Raw genomic sequence first — 20,491 nt, 5'->3', positions numbered from 1 at the left:
CAAAAATTTATATAATTTAGATAGAGCAATCATCAAAGCTCCGTCTTTTTATTTTATAAGCACAAATCATGATAAAGAGTTTTTCATTTCTACTTGTTTTCTTTTGTTTTTCATTTTTCTATTGCCAAAATAGTAAGAAATTAAATAAAATAGATTCGTTAACCTCAGCAAAAGACATCGAAGAATTTATTCAAAATGATCAAAATAAAATAAATAATTACTTAAATGTTGAAGATAAAATAAGTTATGATTGGTACTGTAAAGTAATTGCTGATAGCCTTAATTTAAAACAAAACTGGGAAAAAGCAGATTTTGACAATAATGGACTTACAGATCTTTTGGTAACTGGCAGTACATCAGAAGGGCATAAAACAATATATATTTTAGACAAAGGAGATCATTTTGAATTTAAAAATATTAGTAAAGGAAAACTTTATGAGCAATGTTCATTTTCTTCAGTAAAAGATAATAAAATAGAATACCGCAGTGTAAAAATTCTAAGCAGACAAGGATATTTAAGCAATTTGATTAAAGAAAATCTTGTTTACAAGTTTGGTGATTTTATTGAAGAAAATACAAATCCCAAAAGACACAACATTTTAGAAATAGAATTTAGAACTTCAGGCTCACACTGGAATAGATATGTTTTAAAAATGGAAATAGTATCCAACAGAGACATAACGTGGGTTACCAAAGATGATGGCCTTTTAAGAGCAGGTGTTTACACATCAAAACTTTCACAGGAAAAATTTAAAGAAATCGTAGATTTACTAAATTATATTGATTTTGAAAATCTTGCAGATGAATACGAAGTTGGTTATTCTGACGCTGCAACTACACACCTTAAAGTAACTTATGACAATTTAAAAGTAAAAAGCATAAGAGATTACGGAGGCATGGGTACAAGAGGACTACGAAAGCTTTATGATAAGTTAATTGATTTGAAAGCAAATCAAGAATGGACAAAACTATAAAAAATGATAACAGAAAGCCTAAAATCTCTTTATGGAAGAGATCTGAATAAATTAAAAACAGAAATTGAAGCTTATCAAAACGAAGATTCAATGTGGAAAATAGATGAAAACATTGCCAATTCTGCAGGAAACCTTTGCCTTCACTTGGTAGGAAATCTTAATCATTTCTTTGGAGCAATACTGGGAAATTCAGGTTATGTGAGAAACAGAGAACTTGAATTTTCGTTAAAAAATATTCCACGAATTGAGTTAATTGAAAAAGTTGAAGGAACTTTAGATATTGTCATCAAAACACTCGATCAGCTTAATGAAAATGATCTGAAAAAAGAATATCCTATTGAACCTTTAGGATACAAAATGACAACTGAATATTTTTTGATCCATTTGTTTGGACATTTGAGTTATCATGTAGGCCAAATAAATTATCATAGAAGATTGCTTGACAACTAAAAATATATTTTCAATAGTAAAAACAACCTTTTTTGAGGTTGTTTTTTATTTATCAAACATCATTTTCGTAATAAAATCCTTCTCTCCTTTTCCTCTTGCGGGAGAATATTCTCGTCCGTAGAAAATAATTTGCAGATGGAGTTTATTCCAAACCTCTTCCTTCCAAATATTCTTTGCGTCTCGTTCCGTTTCTACGACGTTTTTTCCGGAAGTCAGCTTCCATTGTGTCATCAGCCTATGAATGTGTGTATCGACAGGAAAAGCAGGAAATCCGAAGCCCTGGCTCATCACCACAGAAGCTGTTTTGTGGCCAACTCCGGCCAATTCTTCCAATTCTTCATAGGTTTGCGGAACAATACCGTTATGTTTTTCCACTAATACTTCTGCCATTTTTTTCAGATTCTTAGCTTTAGTATTAGACAGTCCGATTTCTTTGATTAATTCTTTAATTTCAGAAACTTCCAATTTTGCCATTTTTTCAGGCGTATCTGCAACAGCAAATAATTGAGGCGTCACCTGATTCACTTTTTTATCGGTCGTCTGCGCAGAAAGCGCCACCGCGACCATCAACGTATAAGCATCGGTATGCTCCAACGGAATAGGAACTTCCGGATATAATTTCTCTAATTCGAGTTGAACAAGCTCGGCTCTTTGCTTTTTTGTCATTTAACCATTAAATTTGAACAAAATTAAATCATTATGTTGAAAGTTGGAGACAAATTACCTGAATTTGAAGGAATAAATCAAGAGGGAGAAACGGTAAGTTCATCAAAATTAATTGGAAAAAAGTTGGTTATTTTCTTTTATCCCCAAGCCAATACTCCAACCTGTACGGTAGAAGCTTGTAATTTGAGTGATAATTATTCTCAATTGGAAAAAGCCGGATTTCAGTTATTAGGAATAAGTGGTGATTCTGTGAAAAAGCAGAAAAACTTCCATAGTAAATTTGCATTTCCTTATGATTTGATCGCTGATGAAAACCGTAATATTATTGAAAAATTCGGTGTTTGGCAGGAAAAGAAAACGTTCGGAAAAACCTACATGGGAATTGTAAGAACGACTTTTATTTTTGATGAAAAAGGTGTTTGCGAAAGAGTAATTGAAAAAGTGACTTCGAAAACGGCGGCTGAGCAGATTTTAGAAGGATAGATTTAAACACGAATGACACAAATATTTTCACGAATGGCACAAATCATTAGTAATATTCGTGAAAACATTAGTGTTTCTTGTGTTTTTTATTCTGTTTCGAAATACATCAATTCTTCATCTTCGTTGGGAAGAGTGACATGATTTTTGAACTTTAAGCCTAATTTTTCGATTAATTTTTGGGAAGAAAAATTATCTTTTGAAGTAATTGCAGAGATCTTTTTTAAACCAAAATCATCCATTCCGATGGATTTTACTTTTAAAGCCGCTTCATAAGCGTAACCTTTGCCTTCAAATTCTTCCAAAAGAGAAAACCCTATATCTACGATGTCTAAACCTTCTCTTTCGAAGATTCCTACTCCACCGATTTTCTCATTTTTATCTTTAGTAATAACCAAATAATTTCCGAAACCTAACCTTTCAATTTGCGGAAGAAATCTGTTTTTGATGTAGTTTTCGGCATCCTCAACCGTTTTAAGTTGACGGTCTCCGATATATTGGATGAATTTCGGTCTGTTGTACAGTTCGAAAATGAACGCTCCATCCTCCAATGACATTGGACGAAGAATGAGTCTTTCTGTTTCGTAGACGTTATTTTCGCTTGGTTGATTTGGCTGGTTTTTTAGGCTCATCTTTTGGTTCTTCCTTTTTTTCGATTTTCATAAGCCTTGGATTATTTGCACATTTTTTATTGTAAAGTTCAATATAAGCTCCATTGTCTTTTACTTTGGTAATGGCTCCTGTAGACTTATTAATCGTTAATGTATAATGCTTTTTCTGGTAAGGACATTCTTGTGAAGTAAGCTTTCCGAGGTCTAAATAGTAGTTAGAAGCATCTTCATAATAATTCGCTGCAACATCTTTGAATTCCTCATCTACAAGATATCCCTCTATCGTTGCTGCAATGGCAGCTTCCTGAATATTATCAACCGTTCCTATAAATGTTTTTAATCCATTAAGATCAGTAACATAATTTATTTTTCCGCCGGAAGAATAGGCGATGTAATAAAAGCTGTCTTCATCCGGAAATAGATCAAATCCTGAAAATTGAGGTGTATAATCCTGCTTAGATCCGGAAATACTGATCTCCTGGTCTTTTGCATAGGTATTATAAACCAACACCCAAGAATCTATTTTACCGTTTGGTGTAATTCCTTTCAAAATATTAGGAATACTGCTAAACTTTTTCTTTTCCTGAGAATACGCAAGCACTCCTAAAAGAAAGAAAATCAATAAAATAAGTTTGGATGTATTTTTTATCATAACTCAAAACGTGGCAGAAATTATGCCATTTTTTAAATGAATTTTTCTCCTTTTTTTAAATTTTTCAGATCAAGAACGTAATCTTTTATCAATTGATCGTGATCTCTTGGGCAAATCAGTAAGACTTTCTCGGTATCTACAACGATAAAATCTTTCAATCCGTCAATAACAATTGCTTTATTACTGTTTTTTACATGAATGATGTTTCCTTCTGTATTGTAAGTCAGAATATGTTTTTGCTTGACTGCATTTTCATTTTCGTCTTTTTCAGCATTTTCATAAACGGATGTCCATGTTCCTAGGTCGCTCCAACCAAGGTCAGAAGGAATTACATAAACGTTTTTAGCTTTTTCTAAAATTCCGTTATCAATAGAGATTTTCTGAACTTTCGGATAAATAATTTCAATACAGCTTTTTTCACTGTCTGCATTGTATTCACAAGCCATAAAATGTTGCGTCATCTCTGGAAGATACATTTCAAAAGCATGATGAATCGTTTTAACATTCCAGATGAAAATTCCTGCATTCCAAAGGAAATCTCCACTTTCCATAAAACTTTTTGCAAGTTCCAGAATCGGTTTTTCCGTAAAAGTCTTAACCTTAAAATGCTCTGATCCTTTTTTATCTACAAATTGTATGTAACCGTAACCCGTATCTGGTCTTGTTGGTGTAATCCCCAACGTTACAAGATAATCATTCTTAGAAGCAAGATCAAAAGCCACCTCTACTTTTTCCAAGAAAATATCTTCTCTCAAAATCAAATGATCCGCCGGTAAGACGATCATTGTTGCATTAGGGTTGATCTCAGCAATTTTATTAGCCATGTAAAGATTACATGCTGCTGTATTTTTTATTAATGGTTCACCTACGATATTTTCTTCCGGAACTTCAGGTAATTGCTGATGAGATAGAGTAATATACTCCTTATTCGTAATTACAAATATATTCTCATTAGGGATTATTTTTTTGATCCTGTCATACGTTTGCTGAATCATCGTACGCCCGGTTCCTAAAATATCCTGAAATTGTTTTGGAAATTTCTGAGTGCTCAGTGGCCAGAATCTACTACCGATTCCCCCAGCCATTATCACACAGTATTTATCTGATTTTGACATGTTTAACTACATTTTTCTACTCTAGCTAAAGGCTTAAAAGAATACTTTCTACCAGTAGCCAGATTCTTACAAAGATAGTTTTTTTTTATCAGACCCTCTAAAAAATACTTTTCATTTCGATAGATGAAATAGTCTCCTTTTTGAAGTTCTTCAATAAATTGTAGGGTATCATCTTGTTTTTCAATGTGAAAATATTTAACCAAATCAGGGCTAGCCATGAAATTTGCCTTTGGAGACTTCGAAAATTTGGTAATAATTGGTCTTAATTCTTCCTCATAAACCTCGATACTTTCAAGAAGCATTAATCGGAATGTTTCTTTCCACTCGTTTCCATGTGGAGAGATTCTTCTTCCGTACTTTTCAAATGCTATTAAATGAGCCAATTCATGGGTCAGAACAAAGAAAAAAAGCTGCGGTGGAAGCGTAGAATTTATTGTAATTTCATGAGAATTGTCGGGGAGCTTTCTATAATCTCCCAGTTTAGAATTCCTGTTTCGTGTAATTTTAATATGAATATAATAATCTAAAAACCAATGTTTTAAATATTGTAGCGTATTTGGTGGTAAATATTTTTCTAATGATTGAATAGACATTTTACAAACTTAGTGGAATTCCTGCATAGAAATTCAATAATTTAAGACTGAAAAGATAGTTAAATTTCGCCTGAGCCACAGAACCTTGTGCGTTTGCATAATTATTTCTGGCAACATTCACATCGTAGATCGTCGTTCTTCCTGCAACGTAACTTTTATCAGCAAAATCTAAAGCTAATTTTGTACTCTTCTCGGCTTCTACAGCAGATAAAAATATTTCATAATTAGCATCAACATCAAATTGCGCTTTCTGAACATTCTGTCTTACGGTTTGTTTTTGCTGTTCTAAAGTTGCTTTGGCAATATTTTCATTAATCTTGGATTGCTCAACCTGAAGTTTAGTAATTCCTTTATTGAAGATCGGGATATTGATAGAAACTCCTGCGTTTTGCCCAAAATTGTCTTTATACTGCGGAAAGAAAACTCTTTCATCCTGTGCATTCAACAGGTTATTATAAAAACTTCCAATTCCTGCACTTGCCGTTATTGTTGGCCAAAATGCTGTTTTAGTTACTTCTGTCTGAGCTTCGGCAGATTTAATTCTACTTTCAGCAGCTTTCACCTGAGGCTGATTTTCATAAGCTGTCGTCAAAACCTCATCCACAGATTTTAATTGGGGAGACAATTGATCTGAAACACTTACATCTTCCACATCAAAATCCTTATATTCATTTAATTGTAAAAGCTGCGCCAGTGCAAATAAACTTCTTCCAACATTAATTTCAGCCGTTTTAAGGTTTTGTTTTTCTCTTGCCAATCCAGCATCAGCTTCCGCCAAGATCGTTTGAGCAGTTGTACCAACCTGAGTTGTAATTTTCGCCCTGTCGGCTTGTTTTTGAGCATTTTCTACCGCTGCCTGAGAAATTTTCACGATTTCTTTATTCAACAAAGTCGTTAAATATTGTTGAGCGATTTGCAGAGAGATATCATTTTTGATGGTTTCGATGTCATATTGACTTGCTTCAACATCAAATTCCGTCTTACGAATAGTTTTCTCTAATCTTCCGTTGTTGTAAACTAAGATATCAGCACCAAGATTAGCATTATTACTAAATCTGTCATTTCTAATACTCCCCGTTCCCAACGAAGCCTGACCAAAACTCACCGTATTTCCTACACTTGCAGAAACAGACGGTAAATAGTTATTTTTAGCTATTTTTAAATTAGAATCCTGAATTTGTTTTGAATATTCATTTTGGATCACCTGAAGATTATGCTCTACGGCATAGTCTACGCATTCTCTTAAGGACCATCTTTTCTGAGCACTTAAGCCCATGCTTGTTAATCCCAAAACAATAATCCAAACTTTTTTCATATTCTGATTTTATGATATTAGACGAATCAAATTTAAAAAAGTTACAGATAAAAAAAATTAATGTTTTATTTTTATCAAACTTTTGAGAATTTTGCATCATGACAACTGAACAATATCAAGAAGCCGTTGACTGGCTTTTCGTACAAGCACCTAACTATCAGATCGATGGAGAAAAAGCTTATAAACCGGGTTTAGATAATATCACTAAACTTTGTGCATTTTTTGACAATCCTCAGGAAAAAATAAAATGCATCCATATCGGCGGAACCAACGGAAAAGGCTCTTCAAGCAATATGTTGGCATCTGTTCTTCAAGATTCGGGTTATAAAGTTGGCTTATACAACTCTCCTCATCTTATTGATTTTACAGAACGTATAAAAATAAACGGAAGAAATTGTGACAAAGAATTTGTATTTAATTTCATTCAAAAACTAAAAGGTCTTCCTGAAGATATTCTTCCTTCATTTTTTGAGTTCACTACCATTATGGCTTTTGAATATTTTTATCAGCAAAAGGTAGATTTTGCCATTATTGAAGTTGGTTTGGGTGGAAGATTAGATTCTACAAATATTATTAAGCCTTTAGTTTCTGCAATTACAAACGTTCAGTTAGACCATCAAAATATTTTAGGAGATACAATTGAACAAATTGCATTTGAAAAGGCAGGAATCATTAAAAATAATACTCCAATAATCTTTGGAGACGAAAATGAAGTTGTAAAACACATTATTAAAGAAAAATCAATCCAAGAAAACGCTCCTTTTAGTGATGCTACCCTACTAAAAACCGACTTAAAATCTGATTTAAAGGGAAATTATCAGGCAAAAAATATAAAGGTTGTTTTGGCATTAATTGAAGAATTAAGAAAACTCAACGTAAATATTTCAGATCAAAATATTGAAAACGGATTATTAAACGTTCATAAAAACACCGGATTTATCGGTCGTTGGTTTGAATTTTCACAAAATCCATTGACAATTTGCGATACCGGACACAATCAGGCAGGATTGGAACAGGTTTTTACTCAATTAAATTCAATTGACAAGCATAAACACGTTATTTTAGGTTTTGTAGTTGATAAAAAGATCGATGAAGTGATGAGTTTATTACCAGAAAATTCTGAGTTTTATTTTGCAAAACCGTCTATCCACAGGGGCAGACATCCGAAAGATTATGAAGATCTGCTGATAAATGCAAAAATTTTTTATAAAATTTTCGATTCTGTACAAGAAGCGTATTTATCTGCAAAACAACAATGTACAAATGAAGAAATGATTTTTATTGGCGGAAGTAACTTTGTTGTTGGAGAATTTTTAGAAAAAAATTTGGAGTTTTCCGAATAAGTCGTATATTTGCACCACTCTAAACGGAAATAACGTTACAGAGGGCGATTAGCTCAGTTGGTTCAGAGCATCTGGTTTACACCCAGAGGGTCGGGGGTTCGAATCCCTCATCGCCCACAAAGGTTCCTAACACCTTTAAAAAATTTAGGGCTCTTAGCTCAGTTGGTTCAGAGCATCTGGTTTACACCCAGAGGGTCGGGGGTTCGAATCCCTCAGGGCCCACAAAATCTCTCAATTTATTGGGAGATTTTTTTGTTATATCAATATTATTACAATGAAACAAATATTCATATCCTTTGTTTTTCTTCTCTCGATTTCAAAAATTTATTCTCAGGAAATTAAGGAGGGTCCTGTAATTATAAAAGCATCAAAGAATGCTGATCCTAATTTTGATAATTTTACGCAATTTTAGCATAATCTAGACACTCGAAACATAGATATTTTGAACGCTAATCAACCCTATTCAAAAGTATTAATATTTATCGGTGATAAAAAGGTCTTTTCGCAAACAAGCTCCTCTTCCACAAAGGTTCAATTGATGAATCACTCAATAAAAGACACTCATTTTGAAAGCATTTTAACAAAAACTACTTTTACTTTTAAAATAAAAAAGCAATTTCTTATACTTACCAATATTAAAATAATAGCGAATTGATCTTAAAAATAGACAGATCAGGAGAATATATAAAATTGGTTGATGAAAAAACAAAAGAAGTGTACGTTGGAAAAGAAAAGCAGAAAAAATTCAAATAAAATCCTCTAATAGATTTTATCAACTATTTTCTGAATATTAAGCTCTTCCAGACAAGCCCAGTCTCCCCTATAGCATTCCTTATCTCCAAAAACAGAGCAAGGCCTGCACGTAAGATCATTTACCTGCACAACATCATCTTCACTCTGTCCAAAGCCTAGAAAGCCGGCATATGGATGCGTAGAGCCCCAAATGGAAACACATCGTGTTCCCATTAAACTTGCCAAGTGCATATTTGCCGAATCCATGGAGATCATTAGTTCTAATTCTGAAATTTTATTGAGCTCTTCCGTAAGGTTTAATTTTCCAGATAAACTTTTTGTATTAGGAATCTGACTTTCCCATTTTTCCAATGTTTCAGTCTCTTCTTTTCCGCCTCCGAAGAAGTAGATCTTATGCTTTTGAGCTAAAATCTTTACCAATTCGTAAGATTTCTCCAAAGGAAGCATTTTCCCTTTATGTTGGGCAAATGGCGCAAAACCAATTCCTGATTTATTAATTGAAGTTGGCCTTAATTGATGAGAAAGCTCAACTTTAAAACCCATTTCACGGAAAACATCTGCATAACGCTCAACCGTTTTTTTTAATTGAACTTTATTTAAATTCCAAATATCGGTCAGCTGTTCTTTTTCTTCTTTCCCTTTGTTGATTTTGAATACTTTAAGTCCTTTTCGGCGATAAATTTTATCTAAGATTTTCGTTCTGATCACATCATGTAAATTGGCGACCATATCGGGATGAAATTCTTTAATCAGTTCATTCGCCAATCTTTGTAAACCGAAAATACCTTTATAATCATCTAAGTTGATTCCTTTGAATATAACATTCGGAATATCAGAGAATAAGCTCTCAAAATTCTTTCTTGAAACCATGATGATCTCAATGTCGGGATTCTGTTCCAAGAACTCACGAAAAACCGGTGCAGTCATAGCGACATCACCAAAAGCGGAAAAACGATATGCTAAAATTCTGGTCACAGCTACGACTTTAGTTGATAGGCAACTGCATAAAATTTAATTTGTTTTGTCATCGCCATTAGTCCATTGGCTCTTGAAGGAGAAAGAAACTCCTGTAATCCGATCTCGGAGATAAACTCAAAGTCAGAATCTAAAATTTCCTGTGTAGAATGCCCGCTGTAAATACTCACCAATAAAGAAACGATTCCCTTTGGCAAAATACCGTCAGAATCTGCATCAAAAAACAGTTTTCCATCTTTGAACTCTGCATCAATCCAAACTTTACTCTGGCAACCTTTTATAAGATTTTCATCACCTTTCTTATCATCAGGAAGACCTTTTAATTCCTTTCCAAGATCAATGATGTATTCATATTTTTGCTCCCAGTCTTCAAGAAACGCAAATTCGTCGATAAGTTCCTTCTGTTTTTCTTTAATGGTCATTCTATACTTTCTTTTTGCAAAGATACTAAATTATGCTTTAGGCTTGAAACAGTAAGCTATAGGCAGAGTGATTGGGATATGAGATTTGGCTTGTTGCCTACTGTTTAAAGCTTATGGCGCAGTTAATGCCTTTTCGAAAACCTGTAACAATTTTATCTCTTCATTTTCCCAGCAAAGAATATTTGCTGCTTTTTCGAGTTCTGGTTGGTAATTTTTTCTTCCTTTATTTAAAATTAAATTGATCGATTCAGCAATACTTTCTGGTTGATGATCTTTAATAATCTCTCCAACATTAAATTGACTTTTAATATTCTGCATTTCAGGAAGATTAGATAGAATTAAAGGAACTCGTGCCTGAATGCAATCTAAAACTTTATTCGGTAAAGAATAGAAATAGCTCTCTCCCCCATTCTCTTCAATGCTCATTCCGCAGTCAACGGTTACTGTGATTTCTCTTAAATCTTCAGGTCTTAATTTTCCTAAAAACTGAACTTTATGTTGAAGATTTTCTTTAATGACTAAATCTTCATATTCTTTTTTACGAGGCCCATCTCCTGCAATTTTTAAAATTACATTATCAAGATGGTGCATTGCTAAAATAACTTTATCAATTCCACGAAACGGATTTATTGCGCCTTGATACAAAACTATTTTGGGATTATTTTCGGGAACTTCAAGGTTAAAATCTATTTTTCGTGGTGCATTTTGAACGATAATTGGATCAACTCCATATTTTTTTTGGAACCATTTTCCATAACTTCCGCTTGCTGTGATCATGAATTTCACTTTCGGAACGATACTTCTCTCAAGATATCTCCATAATTTTTGTGACATTTTGCCTTGAATTGCCGGCATTTCGGAAAAAATTTCATGACTGTCAAAAACCAAAGGAATATTTAATTTTTTAGCAATAAGATAATTAGGTAGTAAGGCATCCAAATCATTAGCATGAAGAATCGTATTTTGATCTGCCTTTTTCTTTAATTCATGATATAGTTTCCAGTTAAACTCAAAGTAGGCTGTTTTTAAACTTTTAGAAATTAATTGTATTCTGGAAAAAGAATAAGGTCGCTGCATTTTTTCTGCACCACCCCAATCATTTCCTATTAATTCAATCTCATAGCCATTTTCATGCAAAGTCCTGCAAACCTTTTCTATACGTTGATCTGTATATAAATTACTAAAAGCAGATGTGATTATTTTTTTCCTCATTTACTTTTTTTTCCTGCCAACAAATGGTAAATTTGTATAAAGCAAATCAGCCCGTTAGGTATGATCACCGGCCAAAGCATTCCGCTAAAGATACCGTAAATGACAAAACAAATACAGCCAATCATATTAACAATTCTGATTTTTCTTACATCTTTCAATATAAAGCTCAACACTACAAAAAGTGAAGCAGAATATCCGATATAGGTAGAAATTTCGGGATTCATGAGAAAAATTTAAAGGATAACAAACTTAGTCATTTTCAATAAGATAATAAAGTTTTTTTCTGCCATAAAGTCATTAATTGATTTTTGGTAAAATATTTGTAATTTAGATAATGAATAATTGGCAACGTTGCTATTATTCTAATGAGATATATTATGGATTATAAGTTTTCACAAGGTTTGAGCCAAGTGTTCAAACAAAGCAAAAGCGAAGCTAAACGGCTGAAAAGTGAATTTCTTAATACAGAACATCTACTTTTAGGTATTATAAAAACAGAAAACTCTGCAAAAGAAATCCTTCAAAACCTTAATGCGGATTTAACACAAATCAGAAGAAAAATTGAAACTCTAAATACAGCAAGTCTAAATCCTATTTCTGAGGAGGTTACCAATATTTCTTTCACCAAGATGGCAGATCATTCCATCAAACGTGCTGAGTTAGAATGCAGACAGTATAAAAGTAATGAAATTAATACCGTTCATTTGCTTTTAGGCATTCTATATAAATATGAAGACCCTACCTCAAGTATATTAGGTGCTTACGACATCGACTATGAAGGAGTATCAAAAGAATATCAAACTATGCTAAAAAATTCTGGCCAGGCGCCACAAATGAGTGCTTACGATGACGACGAAGAGAGAGAGGATTTTGAGCAAATGAGAAAGCCTACAGGAAATTTAGGGTCTGCAAAAAGTAAAACTCCAACTTTGGATAACTTTGGTAGAGACCTTACTTCTTTGGCTAGAGACGGGAAATTAGACCCTGTGATTGGTCGTGAGAAAGAAATCGAAAGAGTTTCTCAGATCCTATCAAGAAGAAAGAAGAACAATCCGTTGCTTATTGGTGAGCCTGGAGTTGGTAAATCTGCCATTGCTGAAGGTTTAGCTTTAAGAATTCAACAGAAGAAAGTTTCTAGAGTTCTTTATGGTAAAAGAGTAATCACTTTGGATCTTGCAAGTTTGGTAGCAGGTACAAAATACCGTGGACAGTTTGAAGAAAGAATGAAGGCCATCATGACGGAATTAGAAAAAAACCGTGATGTAATCTTATTCATCGACGAGCTTCACACGATTGTTGGTGCGGGAAGTTCTACGGGAAGTTTAGATGCTTCCAATATGTTCAAACCGGCTTTAGCAAGAGGTGAGATCCAATGTATTGGTGCCACAACTCTTGATGAGTATCGTCAGTATATTGAAAAAGACGGAGCTTTAGAGAGAAGATTCCAGAAAGTAATGGTGGAGCCTACTAATATTGAAGAAACCATTCAAATCTTGAATCAAATCAAAGACAAATACGAAGAACACCATAATGTAGTGTATACTCCGGAAGCAATTTTGGCTTGTGTTAATTTAACAGCAAGATATATTACAGACCGTTTCTTACCGGATAAAGCGATTGATGCAATGGACGAAGCGGGATCTCGTGTTTATATTAAAAACATGAAAGTTCCTACTGAAATCATTGATTTTGAACAGAAAATTGAAGACATTAAAGAACTGAAACAGAAAGCTGTAAAAGCTCAGGATTATCTTGAAGCAAGAAAGCTTAAAGATGAAGAAGAACGCCTTCAAATGGAATTAAATTCTGCTCAGGATAAATGGGACAAAGATGTAAAAGAGAAGAAAGAAACCGTAACCGATGAAAATGTTGCGGAAGTAGTTTCTATGATGAGCGGAGTTCCTGTAACGAAAGTCGGTAAAAATGAGCTTGATAAACTAGCTCAGATGGACGAAAAACTGAACGGAAAAGTTATCGGTCAGGAAGATGCTGTGAAGAAAGTTGTTAAAGCTATTCAAAGAAACAGAGCTGGTCTTAAAGATCCGAACCGTCCGATTGGTACATTTATTTTCCTTGGAACAACGGGAGTTGGTAAAACTGAGCTGGCGAAAGTAATGGCAAGAGAACTTTTCGAATCTGATGAATCTTTGATCAGAATCGATATGAGTGAATACATGGAGAAATTCGCGGTTTCAAGATTGGTTGGAGCGCCTCCGGGATACGTTGGATACGAGGAAGGTGGACAATTAACAGAAGCTGTAAGAAGAAAACCTTATGCTGTGGTTCTTTTGGATGAGATTGAAAAAGCTCACCCGGATGTATTCAACATCTTGTTGCAGATCTTAGATGAAGGTCATGTTACGGACAGTTTAGGTAGAAAAATTGATTTTAGAAATACTATCATTATCCTTACTTCAAACATCGGAACCAGAGACATCAAAGACTTCGGTGATGGTGTAGGATTCGGAACTTCTGCTAAGAAAACAGGTTCTGATACAAGAGCAAGAGGAACGATTGAAAATGCCCTTAAAAAAGCATTTGCGCCTGAATTCCTTAACAGAATTGATGATATCGTGATCTTCAACTCTCTTGAGAAAGAAGACATCAAGAAAATCATTGATCTTGAATTGAACAAGCTTTACACAAGACTAGATAAATTAGGATATAAAGTTGATTTAACTGAAGAAGCGAAAGACTTTATTTCTGAAAAAGGTTGGGATAAAGACTTCGGTGCAAGACCTCTAAAAAGAGCGATCCAGAAATATATTGAAGATTTATTGGCCGAAATGCTTGTAAACAAACAATTAAACGAAGGAGAAACTATTATTTTAGATGTAAATGAAGCGAAAGACGGTCTTGCCGGAAAAGCTCAGAAAACAAAAAAGACGGTTGAAAAATCTTCTTAATAAATAATTTAATTTTTAAATATAAAAGCATCGGGAATTTCTCGGTGCTTTTTTCGTTTAAATTAATTTTTAACATATTTTTTTCACTAATTGATGATTAATTAAAAAAAATATTTAATTTTATTGAACATAAAATCAATATCATTAATATGAAAAGAATAACTTTATGTGTAGGCCTTTCGCTGCTTACATTTCTATCTTGTGCCAATGAGTCATCGGCAACTACTACAATGCCTGACGTTTCGAAGCCGGAAGCTGTTCAAAAATTCAATTTAGCCATCAAAAAAGTAGCAATGGAGAAAGAACCTGCTCCAGCAACTCCAAGAACGTCTGCTGAGCTGAGTGATTATAAAAAAGAAATGCTTTTACCTGCTGCAAAAGACCTCATCGCTTCATCAGGAGTTTCTTATTCTGAAATCGAAAGACAAACCGGAGGTGACAGAGAAAAAATCCTTAAATGGGCTGTGGAAGTCTATGGAGATTACAACAAGCAAACTAATAAAAACTACAAATCTGAAAACTAAGACTATGAAAAAATTACTTTTATTAGCGTCATTTGCTGTTTCTTTCTGCGCTTCAGCACAAGATCTTTATATCCAAAACTACACCAATACGATTCTTGAATATACGATTTGGAAAGATAATCAAACCAATGTTGGAGGAGGCTGTCAACCAAATCTCGAATCAAGAGACAGCACAACAGGTTTAAGCATTCTTGGCCCAACTATTTCAGCTACAATGCCAAGAGAAGCATATTATCTAGAAGATCTAACAACTACAATGACTTTCAGTTCTGCTTATCCAGATACTCCGTTAATCGACCATTGGATATTGAACGCTGATTTTGCTAATCCAATCGTTCCGCCCAATCCTTCACTTGTCGCTCCAAGTCTGGCTTCTCAATGGTCGGGTATAAAATTTGGGGTAAAAGATCTATCAGGAACAGCAATAGGTGGATACTATACTATGGCAAAATTTTGTGGGCAGCCTATAATTTCCAGTTTAGGTGGTTATACAAATCCAGCAGTGAATGGAACCCTTTTTACAGCCGGAGGAGCAACATGGATTGTGATATATTAGTATTTAATTTAAAACTAAATTCAGATAAAGCCCTCAACAACAAACCTTTTGAGTGCTTCCCTTATTTTAATTACGACTCCACATTCCAAAAAAACAAACTAATAAAAATGAAAAAGACAATTTTACTATTAAGTATTTCAATGCTTACAATTCTATCTTGCGCAAATGAGTCATCGGCAACCACCACAATGCCTGACATTTCGAAGCCGGAAGCTGTACAAAAATTCAATCTAGCAATCAAAAAAGTAGCGATGGAGAAAGAACCTGCTCCTGCAACACCAAGAACGTCTGCTGAACTGAGTGATTATAAAAAAGAAATGCTTTTACCTGCTGCAAAAGACCTCATCGCTTCGTCTGGAGTTTCTTATTCTGAAATCGAAAGACAAACAGGAGGTGATAAAGAAAAAATCCTTAAATGGGCTGTAGAAGTCTATGGAGATTACAACAAGCAAACCAATAAAAACTACAAATCTGAAAACTAGAATTATGAAAAAATTACTTTTATTGGCAACATTTGCTATTTCTTTCTGCGCTTCGGCACAGGATCTCTATATTCAGAATTATACGGATACGGTTATACAGTATGTCGTATGGAGATTAAACCCTTTAAATACATCTGGAAACTGTATTAGTCCTTACCTTCAGTCTTCAAGTTCTGTCACAGGATTGTCAACATTAACCTACTCTACTTCGCCTGGAGCAGTATCTGTTGATGCATTTTATAGCGGAGATATCAATACTTCAAATACATTTAATCCTCTTTATCCTCAAACTCCTTTAATTGACACTTGGACTTTAGACAGCAACTATACCAGTCCATACACTCTTCCTTCCAATCCTGTTCCTGCAGCAGCTATTTCAGGGTCGAAATGGGGAGGTATAAAGCTAGGCGTTCAGGATCAGTCAGGAAACAACATCGGAGGATATTATTCTATGGGATATTTTTGCGGATCACCAACAGCTGTTGCCGGATTTAGCGGGGTTATCAATGGTACTTTTTTTGAAGCTGGAGGAGCAACCTGGATGGTACTTTATTAATAATTTAGATCACTTTATATAATTAGTTTAAACACTATCAATTAAATTTTTAACAACAATTTAACCATGAAAAAAACAATTTTACTTTTAAGTATTTCCATGCTTACAATTCTATCTTGCGCCAACGAGTCATCGGCAACCACCACAATGCCTGATGTCTCGAAGCCGGAAGCCGTGCAAAAATTCAATTTAGCAATTAAAAAAGTAGCTATGGAAAAGGAACCTGCTCCAGCAACGCCAAGAACATCCGCTGAATTGAGTGATTATAAAAAAGAAATGCTCTTACCTGCCGCAAAAGACCTCATCGCTTCATCAGGAGTTTCTTATTCTGAAATCGAAAGACAAACCGGAGGTGACAGAGAAAAAATCCTTAAATGGGCTGTAGAAGTCTATGGAGATTACAACAAGCAAACCAATAAAAACTACAAATCTGAAAACTAAAATCATGAAAAAAATACTCTTACTGGCAACATTCGTTGCTTCATATTGCATTTCTGCTCAAACACCAGCCCCAGGAACTCTTTATATACAAAATTATACTCCTAATTATGTAGAGTATAACTTGCTAAAATCAAATTTAGGAAGTCCAGCAACGGGATGTACTCCTAATTTAGAAGCTAGGGACGTTACAAACAATTTATTAAAATTAGGATATACTAATGATCCTTTAGTTTCAATAGATGCAAGTTATGATGGGAATGTAAATAATACTTTCGCATTTAACGCAGCAGTTCCAACAACTCCTCAAGTAGGCAGATGGATCGTTAACAACAATTTTGCAGCTCCATATTATGCTCCGTCAGGCGTTCTCAATGTTTTCAGTAACGTGACAACTTGGACAGGTATTAAGTTCGGAGTACAGGATCAATCCGGAGTAAATGTAGGGGGATACTATTTTCTGGGACAATTTTGTGGAAGCACAACTGTATTTTCAAATTTAGCGGGTAACGTAATTCCTCCATCTATGACAGATGCCGTCCTTTTTACACTAGGAGGAGCAACTTGGGTTGTTATTTATTAATCATTTAATTCAAAACAATTATCATGAAATTAAGAAAAACAATTTTACTTTTAGGTATTCCGATGCTCACTGTTTTGTCTTGCGCTAATGAGAATATGGCGACAAATACAACTCCGGATATCTCAAAGCCCGAAGCTGTACAAAAATTCAACTTAGCTATTAAAAAAGTAGCAATGGAGAAAGAACCTGCTCCCACAACGCCAAGAACATCTGCTGAATTGAGCGATTATAAAAAAGAAATGCTTCTTCCGGCTGCAAAAGACCTCATTGCTTCATCTGGAGTTTCTTATGCTGAAATAGAAAAACAAACACGCGGAGACAAGGAAAAAATTCTTACTTGGGCTGTTCAAGTGTACGGCGAATACAACAAACAAGCTAATAAAAACTATAAATCTGAAAATTAAAATCTTATGAAAAAACTTTTTTTATTGACAGCATTTATTGCCTCATTTTTCGCCTCGGCGCAGGACGATCTTTATATCCAAAACTATACAGATACCATTCTTGAATATACGATTTGGAAATCAAATTACGCAAGTACAACAGGAAACTGTAGTCCCAATATTCAAGCGAACACTTCACTATCGGTACTAGGACCTGCGTCTTCATCGCCATTAGGTGTTATTGAAGCTTACTATACTGCAGATGTTAATACTGCAGACACATTTAATCCTACCTATCCCGATACCCCTTTAATTAATAGCTGGGTGGTGAACGCTGATTATTTAAACCCATATAATCTTCCTGGAAACCCGGTTCCATCATCACTTTGGACGGCTGCAAAATGGGCAGGCATGAAATTCGGGGTTAGAGATACTTCGGGAGTAGCAATAGGCGGTTATTATACAATGCGTATGGGTTGTGGTCCATTAGACCCGCCGGTAACCGATCTTTTAGGTTACGGCACTCCGGTTGTTAACGGTAACCTATTTACTGTTGGAGGTTCAACTTTTATCGTAATATTTTAGTAATTTAATATCAACACAGATAAAATTCCCGGGGCAAGATGCTTCGGGAATTGTTTTTATATCAATGTTTAAATGAATTTTAATCTTACAATCCAACTACAAATCCAATATTAGGCACTAAACCGCTAGAAAATATACTTGAATTCTCTTTCCAGAGAACATTATACATTACCCCAATCTGCATAAAAGAATTATTCCCGATTCTTTGCATATACCCTCCTCCAAGATACAAAGCATCTTCCTGTTCATTCATTTTATAATCGTAATATTTATCTTTATAATTGATGAAGTAATGCTGATAATTAGCACTTAAATAAAACGTTCTGGCAATATAATAATTCAAAAACGGGCCAACTCCGAACATTGTCGAGCGATAATAATCTGAAGTCTGCCAGGAAACACTTCCAATGACTCCTCCTTCCAAATCATCAGTAAGCCTGTAACCTACTCTTGGTGAAGCCTGTAAATAAAATGAACTCTGGCTTCCAAAACCAACTCCAATTCCGCCTCCGAAAGTCCATTTGTTATTATTTTGTTCTGTTGTGCCTACCGAAACTTGAGAAAATGCCGATCCTGAAAGCATCAACACTAAAGGAATAATAAACTTTTTCATATAAATTGTTTTTATCGATGTTTAAAATTATGGTTTTTTTACGAATTTTTTTAGTTGTATTTTTGCCGCATCAAACTAAGAACTCCCGTTAAGAGTTTCGTAAAATTGAAATAAAATGAAAATAGTAGTAGGATTATCTGGAGGTGTAGACTCCAGTGTTACAGCATATTTGCTGCAGCAACAAGGTCATGAAGTGGTGGCTTTGTTTATGAGAAACTGGAACGATGCTTCGGTAACGTTAGAAGATGAATGCCCTTGGATAGAGGACAGTAATGATGCATTGATGGTTGCCCAGAAGTTGGGAATTCCGTTTCAGGTGATTGATATGAGCGATCTTTACAAAGAAAGAATCGTTGATTATATGTTTGATGAATATCAGAAAGGAAGAACTCCAAATCCTGATGTTTTGTGTAACAGAGAAGTAAAATTTGATGTTTTTATGAAAACAGCAATGTCTTTAGGTGCAGATAAAGTAGCGACAGGACATTATGCAAGAGTAGGTTCTACTTTCGACGAAAACGGAAAAGAAATTTTTCATCTTTTAGCTGGAAAAGACAATAATAAAGATCAATCATACTTTTTATGTCAGTTGAATCAGGATCAATTGTCTAAAGCATTATTCCCTATCGGAGAATTAACGAAACCTGAAGTAAGAGAAATCGCAAAAGAAATCGGATTGGTTACGGCTGATAAAAAAGATTCGCAGGGATTATGTTTTATCGGAAAAGTAAGTCTTCCTCAGTTTTTACAACAACAATTGGTTGCAAAAGAAGGTGAAATTGTAGAAATTTTCAAAGATTCACCTTTATTTTCTCAGGAAACACCGGAATTTTCTTCAAAACAAGAAGAATTAGAATTTTTAAGTCAAAAAATCAATTATAAAAAAGCGGACGGAAAAGTGATCGGAAAGCATCAGGGTGCCCAATTTTTCACGATCGGTCAAAGCAAAGGATTAGGAATCGGCGGACATAAAGAAAGCTGTTTTATCGTATCCAGAGATATGGAAAACAACATTGTTTTCGTTGGAGAAGGTCACAGCTTCCCAGGTTTGCATAAAAAAGCCTTGAAAGTTGATAATTCTGAACTTCACTGGGTTCGCGAAGATCTAAGGCTGAAAAATGGAGAATCAATGGAAGTATTGGCGAGATTCCGTTACAGACAGGCCTTGCAGAAAGCAACGATCTTCCAATTTGAAAATGCCTTTTATATGGAATTTGAAGAACCACAATCTGCCATCGCAGAAGGACAATTTGCCTCGTGGTATCTTGATGATGAACTTATCGGAAGCGGAGTAATTGGATAAA

At 34.5% G+C, this 20,491-nt stretch carries 25 protein-coding genes and 2 tRNA genes; 16 read left to right on the top strand and 11 right to left on the bottom strand.

The window, feature by feature from the left end; translation table 11 throughout:
* The first annotated feature begins 68 nt into the window (after positions 1–68).
* Positions 69–974 (top strand): DUF6438 domain-containing protein, encoded by a 906-nt coding sequence (locus tag AC1Q7L_RS08100; RefSeq protein ID WP_492305013.1) that lies wholly within the window; start codon positions 69–71, stop codon positions 972–974.
* A 3-nt stretch (positions 975–977) separates the two neighbouring features.
* The gene (locus AC1Q7L_RS08095; protein ID WP_492305012.1) at positions 978–1,424 is read left to right on the top strand and encodes a DinB family protein; all 447 of its coding nucleotides are present in this window, start codon (positions 978–980) and stop codon (positions 1,422–1,424) included.
* A 45-nt stretch (positions 1,425–1,469) separates the two neighbouring features.
* Here AC1Q7L_RS08095 and AC1Q7L_RS08090 read toward each other — a convergent pair whose 3' ends face one another.
* Positions 1,470–2,090: an endonuclease III domain-containing protein gene (locus AC1Q7L_RS08090; protein ID WP_492305011.1), complete on the bottom strand. Its 621-nt coding sequence runs from the start codon at positions 2,088–2,090 to the stop codon at positions 1,470–1,472.
* 33 nt (positions 2,091–2,123) lie between these two features.
* On the opposite strand from AC1Q7L_RS08090, the gene bcp reads away from it, so the two are divergent.
* On the top strand, positions 2,124–2,573 hold the full coding sequence (gene bcp / locus AC1Q7L_RS08085) for a thioredoxin-dependent thiol peroxidase (protein ID WP_492305010.1): 450 nt from the start codon (positions 2,124–2,126) through the stop codon (positions 2,571–2,573).
* Positions 2,574–2,659: 86 nt separating this feature from the next.
* Here bcp and AC1Q7L_RS08080 read toward each other — a convergent pair whose 3' ends face one another.
* Genes AC1Q7L_RS08080 through AC1Q7L_RS08060 form a run of 5 tightly spaced genes read right to left on the bottom strand, consistent with a single transcriptional unit; the run spans position 2,660 to position 6,856 of the window.
* A complete protein-coding gene (locus tag AC1Q7L_RS08080; RefSeq protein WP_492305009.1) occupies positions 2,660–3,202 on the bottom strand; it encodes a GNAT family N-acetyltransferase in 543 nt (180 codons plus the stop codon).
* Entirely contained in the window at positions 3,162–3,833 is a 672-nt protein-coding gene (locus AC1Q7L_RS08075) for a hypothetical protein (protein WP_492305008.1), read from the bottom strand. Before AC1Q7L_RS08075 ends, AC1Q7L_RS08080 begins: the two co-directional genes overlap by 41 nt.
* 32 nt (positions 3,834–3,865) lie before the next feature.
* A complete protein-coding gene (locus AC1Q7L_RS08070) occupies positions 3,866–4,948 on the bottom strand; it encodes a mannose-1-phosphate guanylyltransferase (protein ID WP_492305007.1) in 1,083 nt (360 codons plus the stop codon).
* Between the two features lie 2 nt (positions 4,949–4,950).
* A complete protein-coding gene (locus AC1Q7L_RS08065; RefSeq protein WP_492305006.1) occupies positions 4,951–5,541 on the bottom strand; it encodes a SprT-like domain-containing protein in 591 nt (196 codons plus the stop codon).
* Position 5,542: 1 nt separating this feature from the next.
* Positions 5,543–6,856 carry a TolC family protein gene (locus tag AC1Q7L_RS08060; RefSeq protein WP_410691742.1) on the bottom strand — a complete coding sequence of 438 codons (1,314 nt, stop codon included), beginning with the start codon at positions 6,854–6,856 and terminating at the stop codon, positions 5,543–5,545.
* Positions 6,857–6,954: 98 nt separating this feature from the next.
* Here AC1Q7L_RS08060 and AC1Q7L_RS08055 point away from each other — a divergent pair, with 98 nt between their 5' ends.
* The 3 genes from AC1Q7L_RS08055 (at position 6,955) to AC1Q7L_RS08045 (ending at position 8,421) form a co-directional block, all read left to right on the top strand.
* Positions 6,955–8,199: a bifunctional folylpolyglutamate synthase/dihydrofolate synthase gene (locus AC1Q7L_RS08055; RefSeq protein ID WP_492305005.1), complete on the top strand. Its 1,245-nt coding sequence runs from the start codon at positions 6,955–6,957 to the stop codon at positions 8,197–8,199.
* A 42-nt stretch (positions 8,200–8,241) separates the two neighbouring features.
* Positions 8,242–8,316 (top strand) — tRNA-Val (locus AC1Q7L_RS08050).
* 30 nt (positions 8,317–8,346) lie between these two features.
* Positions 8,347–8,421: transfer RNA gene (locus AC1Q7L_RS08045), tRNA-Val, on the top strand.
* Between the two features lie 537 nt (positions 8,422–8,958).
* Here the strand turns inward: AC1Q7L_RS08045 and AC1Q7L_RS08040 are convergent.
* The 4 genes from AC1Q7L_RS08040 to AC1Q7L_RS08025 all read right to left on the bottom strand — a co-directional run bounded on the left by AC1Q7L_RS08040 (position 8,959) and on the right by AC1Q7L_RS08025 (position 11,785).
* Entirely contained in the window at positions 8,959–9,927 is a 969-nt protein-coding gene (locus AC1Q7L_RS08040; protein WP_492305004.1) for a glycosyltransferase family 9 protein, read from the bottom strand.
* A 2-nt stretch (positions 9,928–9,929) separates the two neighbouring features.
* Positions 9,930–10,349, bottom strand: coding sequence for a SufE family protein (locus AC1Q7L_RS08035; RefSeq protein WP_410691746.1), 420 nt, complete (start codon positions 10,347–10,349; stop codon positions 9,930–9,932).
* Between the two features lie 111 nt (positions 10,350–10,460).
* Positions 10,461–11,561, bottom strand: coding sequence for a glycosyltransferase (locus AC1Q7L_RS08030; protein ID WP_492305003.1), 1,101 nt, complete (start codon positions 11,559–11,561; stop codon positions 10,461–10,463).
* Entirely contained in the window at positions 11,558–11,785 is a 228-nt protein-coding gene (locus tag AC1Q7L_RS08025; protein ID WP_123981898.1) for a uroporphyrinogen decarboxylase, read from the bottom strand. The genes AC1Q7L_RS08030 and AC1Q7L_RS08025 overlap by 4 nt, the downstream gene beginning before the upstream one ends.
* Positions 11,786–11,938: 153 nt before the next feature.
* On the opposite strand from AC1Q7L_RS08025, the gene AC1Q7L_RS08020 reads away from it, so the two are divergent.
* The 9 genes from AC1Q7L_RS08020 (at position 11,939) to AC1Q7L_RS07980 (ending at position 18,574) form a co-directional block, all read left to right on the top strand.
* The gene (locus AC1Q7L_RS08020) at positions 11,939–14,467 is read left to right on the top strand and encodes an ATP-dependent Clp protease ATP-binding subunit (protein WP_072412971.1); all 2,529 of its coding nucleotides are present in this window, start codon (positions 11,939–11,941) and stop codon (positions 14,465–14,467) included.
* A 149-nt stretch (positions 14,468–14,616) separates the two neighbouring features.
* The gene (locus AC1Q7L_RS08015; RefSeq protein WP_492305002.1) at positions 14,617–14,991 is read left to right on the top strand and encodes a hypothetical protein; all 375 of its coding nucleotides are present in this window, start codon (positions 14,617–14,619) and stop codon (positions 14,989–14,991) included.
* Positions 14,992–14,995: 4 nt separating this feature from the next.
* On the top strand, positions 14,996–15,547 hold the full coding sequence (locus AC1Q7L_RS08010) for a hypothetical protein (protein WP_492305001.1): 552 nt from the start codon (positions 14,996–14,998) through the stop codon (positions 15,545–15,547).
* Between the two features lie 107 nt (positions 15,548–15,654).
* On the top strand, positions 15,655–16,029 hold the full coding sequence (locus AC1Q7L_RS08005; protein WP_492305000.1) for a hypothetical protein: 375 nt from the start codon (positions 15,655–15,657) through the stop codon (positions 16,027–16,029).
* A 4-nt stretch (positions 16,030–16,033) separates the two neighbouring features.
* Positions 16,034–16,585 (top strand): hypothetical protein, encoded by a 552-nt coding sequence (locus AC1Q7L_RS08000; RefSeq protein WP_492304999.1) that lies wholly within the window; start codon positions 16,034–16,036, stop codon positions 16,583–16,585.
* A gap of 66 nt (positions 16,586–16,651) precedes the next feature.
* Positions 16,652–17,026, top strand: a complete 375-nt coding sequence (locus AC1Q7L_RS07995) for a hypothetical protein (RefSeq protein WP_492304998.1) — start codon at positions 16,652–16,654, stop codon at positions 17,024–17,026.
* Between the two features lie 4 nt (positions 17,027–17,030).
* On the top strand, positions 17,031–17,606 hold the full coding sequence (locus tag AC1Q7L_RS07990; RefSeq protein ID WP_492304997.1) for a hypothetical protein: 576 nt from the start codon (positions 17,031–17,033) through the stop codon (positions 17,604–17,606).
* Between the two features lie 23 nt (positions 17,607–17,629).
* On the top strand, positions 17,630–18,010 hold the full coding sequence (locus tag AC1Q7L_RS07985; protein WP_492304996.1) for a hypothetical protein: 381 nt from the start codon (positions 17,630–17,632) through the stop codon (positions 18,008–18,010).
* Positions 18,011–18,016: 6 nt separating this feature from the next.
* Positions 18,017–18,574, top strand: coding sequence for a hypothetical protein (locus AC1Q7L_RS07980; RefSeq protein WP_410691756.1), 558 nt, complete (start codon positions 18,017–18,019; stop codon positions 18,572–18,574).
* A gap of 85 nt (positions 18,575–18,659) precedes the next feature.
* Here the strand turns inward: AC1Q7L_RS07980 and AC1Q7L_RS07975 are convergent, their stop codons facing one another.
* Positions 18,660–19,187, bottom strand: a complete 528-nt coding sequence (locus AC1Q7L_RS07975; protein ID WP_492304995.1) for a hypothetical protein — start codon at positions 19,185–19,187, stop codon at positions 18,660–18,662.
* Between the two features lie 115 nt (positions 19,188–19,302).
* Here AC1Q7L_RS07975 and mnmA point away from each other — a divergent pair, with 115 nt between their 5' ends.
* Positions 19,303–20,490 (top strand): tRNA 2-thiouridine(34) synthase MnmA, encoded by a 1,188-nt coding sequence (gene mnmA, locus AC1Q7L_RS07970; RefSeq protein ID WP_492304994.1) that lies wholly within the window; start codon positions 19,303–19,305, stop codon positions 20,488–20,490.
* Position 20,491: the final 1 nt, after the last annotated feature.

The organism is Chryseobacterium sp. GW823-FHT05E08, assembly GCF_058795655.1.
Note: the sequence above shows the minus strand (reverse complement) of the source record. Positions and strands in the feature narration are given on the sequence as shown.

What these genes read in the sequence shown, in the direction of transcription:
- AC1Q7L_RS08025 (WP_123981898.1), bottom strand. Translation starts at nt 11,785, where the DNA reads ATGAATCCCGAAATTTCTACCTATATCGGATATTCTGCTTCACTTTTT.
- AC1Q7L_RS08075 (WP_492305008.1), bottom strand. Translation starts at nt 3,833, where the DNA reads ATGATAAAAAATACATCCAAACTTATTTTATTGATTTTCTTTCTTTTA.
- AC1Q7L_RS08030 (WP_492305003.1), bottom strand. Translation starts at nt 11,561, where the DNA reads ATGAGGAAAAAAATAATCACATCTGCTTTTAGTAATTTATATACAGAT.
- AC1Q7L_RS08060 (WP_410691742.1), bottom strand. Translation starts at nt 6,856, where the DNA reads ATGAAAAAAGTTTGGATTATTGTTTTGGGATTAACAAGCATGGGCTTA.
- AC1Q7L_RS08080 (WP_492305009.1), bottom strand. Translation starts at nt 3,202, where the DNA reads ATGAGCCTAAAAAACCAGCCAAATCAACCAAGCGAAAATAACGTCTAC.
- AC1Q7L_RS08010 (WP_492305001.1), top strand. Translation starts at nt 14,996, where the DNA reads ATGAAAAAATTACTTTTATTAGCGTCATTTGCTGTTTCTTTCTGCGCT.
- AC1Q7L_RS08035 (WP_410691746.1), bottom strand. Translation starts at nt 10,349, where the DNA reads ATGACCATTAAAGAAAAACAGAAGGAACTTATCGACGAATTTGCGTTT.
- AC1Q7L_RS08015 (WP_492305002.1), top strand. Translation starts at nt 14,617, where the DNA reads ATGAAAAGAATAACTTTATGTGTAGGCCTTTCGCTGCTTACATTTCTA.
- bcp (WP_492305010.1), top strand. Translation starts at nt 2,124, where the DNA reads ATGTTGAAAGTTGGAGACAAATTACCTGAATTTGAAGGAATAAATCAA.
- AC1Q7L_RS08005 (WP_492305000.1), top strand. Translation starts at nt 15,655, where the DNA reads ATGAAAAAGACAATTTTACTATTAAGTATTTCAATGCTTACAATTCTA.
- AC1Q7L_RS08055 (WP_492305005.1), top strand. Translation starts at nt 6,955, where the DNA reads ATGACAACTGAACAATATCAAGAAGCCGTTGACTGGCTTTTCGTACAA.
- AC1Q7L_RS07995 (WP_492304998.1), top strand. Translation starts at nt 16,652, where the DNA reads ATGAAAAAAACAATTTTACTTTTAAGTATTTCCATGCTTACAATTCTA.
- AC1Q7L_RS08065 (WP_492305006.1), bottom strand. Translation starts at nt 5,541, where the DNA reads ATGTCTATTCAATCATTAGAAAAATATTTACCACCAAATACGCTACAA.
- mnmA (WP_492304994.1), top strand. Translation starts at nt 19,303, where the DNA reads ATGAAAATAGTAGTAGGATTATCTGGAGGTGTAGACTCCAGTGTTACA.
- AC1Q7L_RS07990 (WP_492304997.1), top strand. Translation starts at nt 17,031, where the DNA reads ATGAAAAAAATACTCTTACTGGCAACATTCGTTGCTTCATATTGCATT.
- AC1Q7L_RS08100 (WP_492305013.1), top strand. Translation starts at nt 69, where the DNA reads ATGATAAAGAGTTTTTCATTTCTACTTGTTTTCTTTTGTTTTTCATTT.
- AC1Q7L_RS07975 (WP_492304995.1), bottom strand. Translation starts at nt 19,187, where the DNA reads ATGAAAAAGTTTATTATTCCTTTAGTGTTGATGCTTTCAGGATCGGCA.
- AC1Q7L_RS08090 (WP_492305011.1), bottom strand. Translation starts at nt 2,090, where the DNA reads ATGACAAAAAAGCAAAGAGCCGAGCTTGTTCAACTCGAATTAGAGAAA.
- AC1Q7L_RS07980 (WP_410691756.1), top strand. Translation starts at nt 18,017, where the DNA reads ATGAAAAAACTTTTTTTATTGACAGCATTTATTGCCTCATTTTTCGCC.
- AC1Q7L_RS08070 (WP_492305007.1), bottom strand. Translation starts at nt 4,948, where the DNA reads ATGTCAAAATCAGATAAATACTGTGTGATAATGGCTGGGGGAATCGGT.
- AC1Q7L_RS08095 (WP_492305012.1), top strand. Translation starts at nt 978, where the DNA reads ATGATAACAGAAAGCCTAAAATCTCTTTATGGAAGAGATCTGAATAAA.
- AC1Q7L_RS07985 (WP_492304996.1), top strand. Translation starts at nt 17,630, where the DNA reads ATGAAATTAAGAAAAACAATTTTACTTTTAGGTATTCCGATGCTCACT.
- AC1Q7L_RS08000 (WP_492304999.1), top strand. Translation starts at nt 16,034, where the DNA reads ATGAAAAAATTACTTTTATTGGCAACATTTGCTATTTCTTTCTGCGCT.
- AC1Q7L_RS08020 (WP_072412971.1), top strand. Translation starts at nt 11,939, where the DNA reads ATGGATTATAAGTTTTCACAAGGTTTGAGCCAAGTGTTCAAACAAAGC.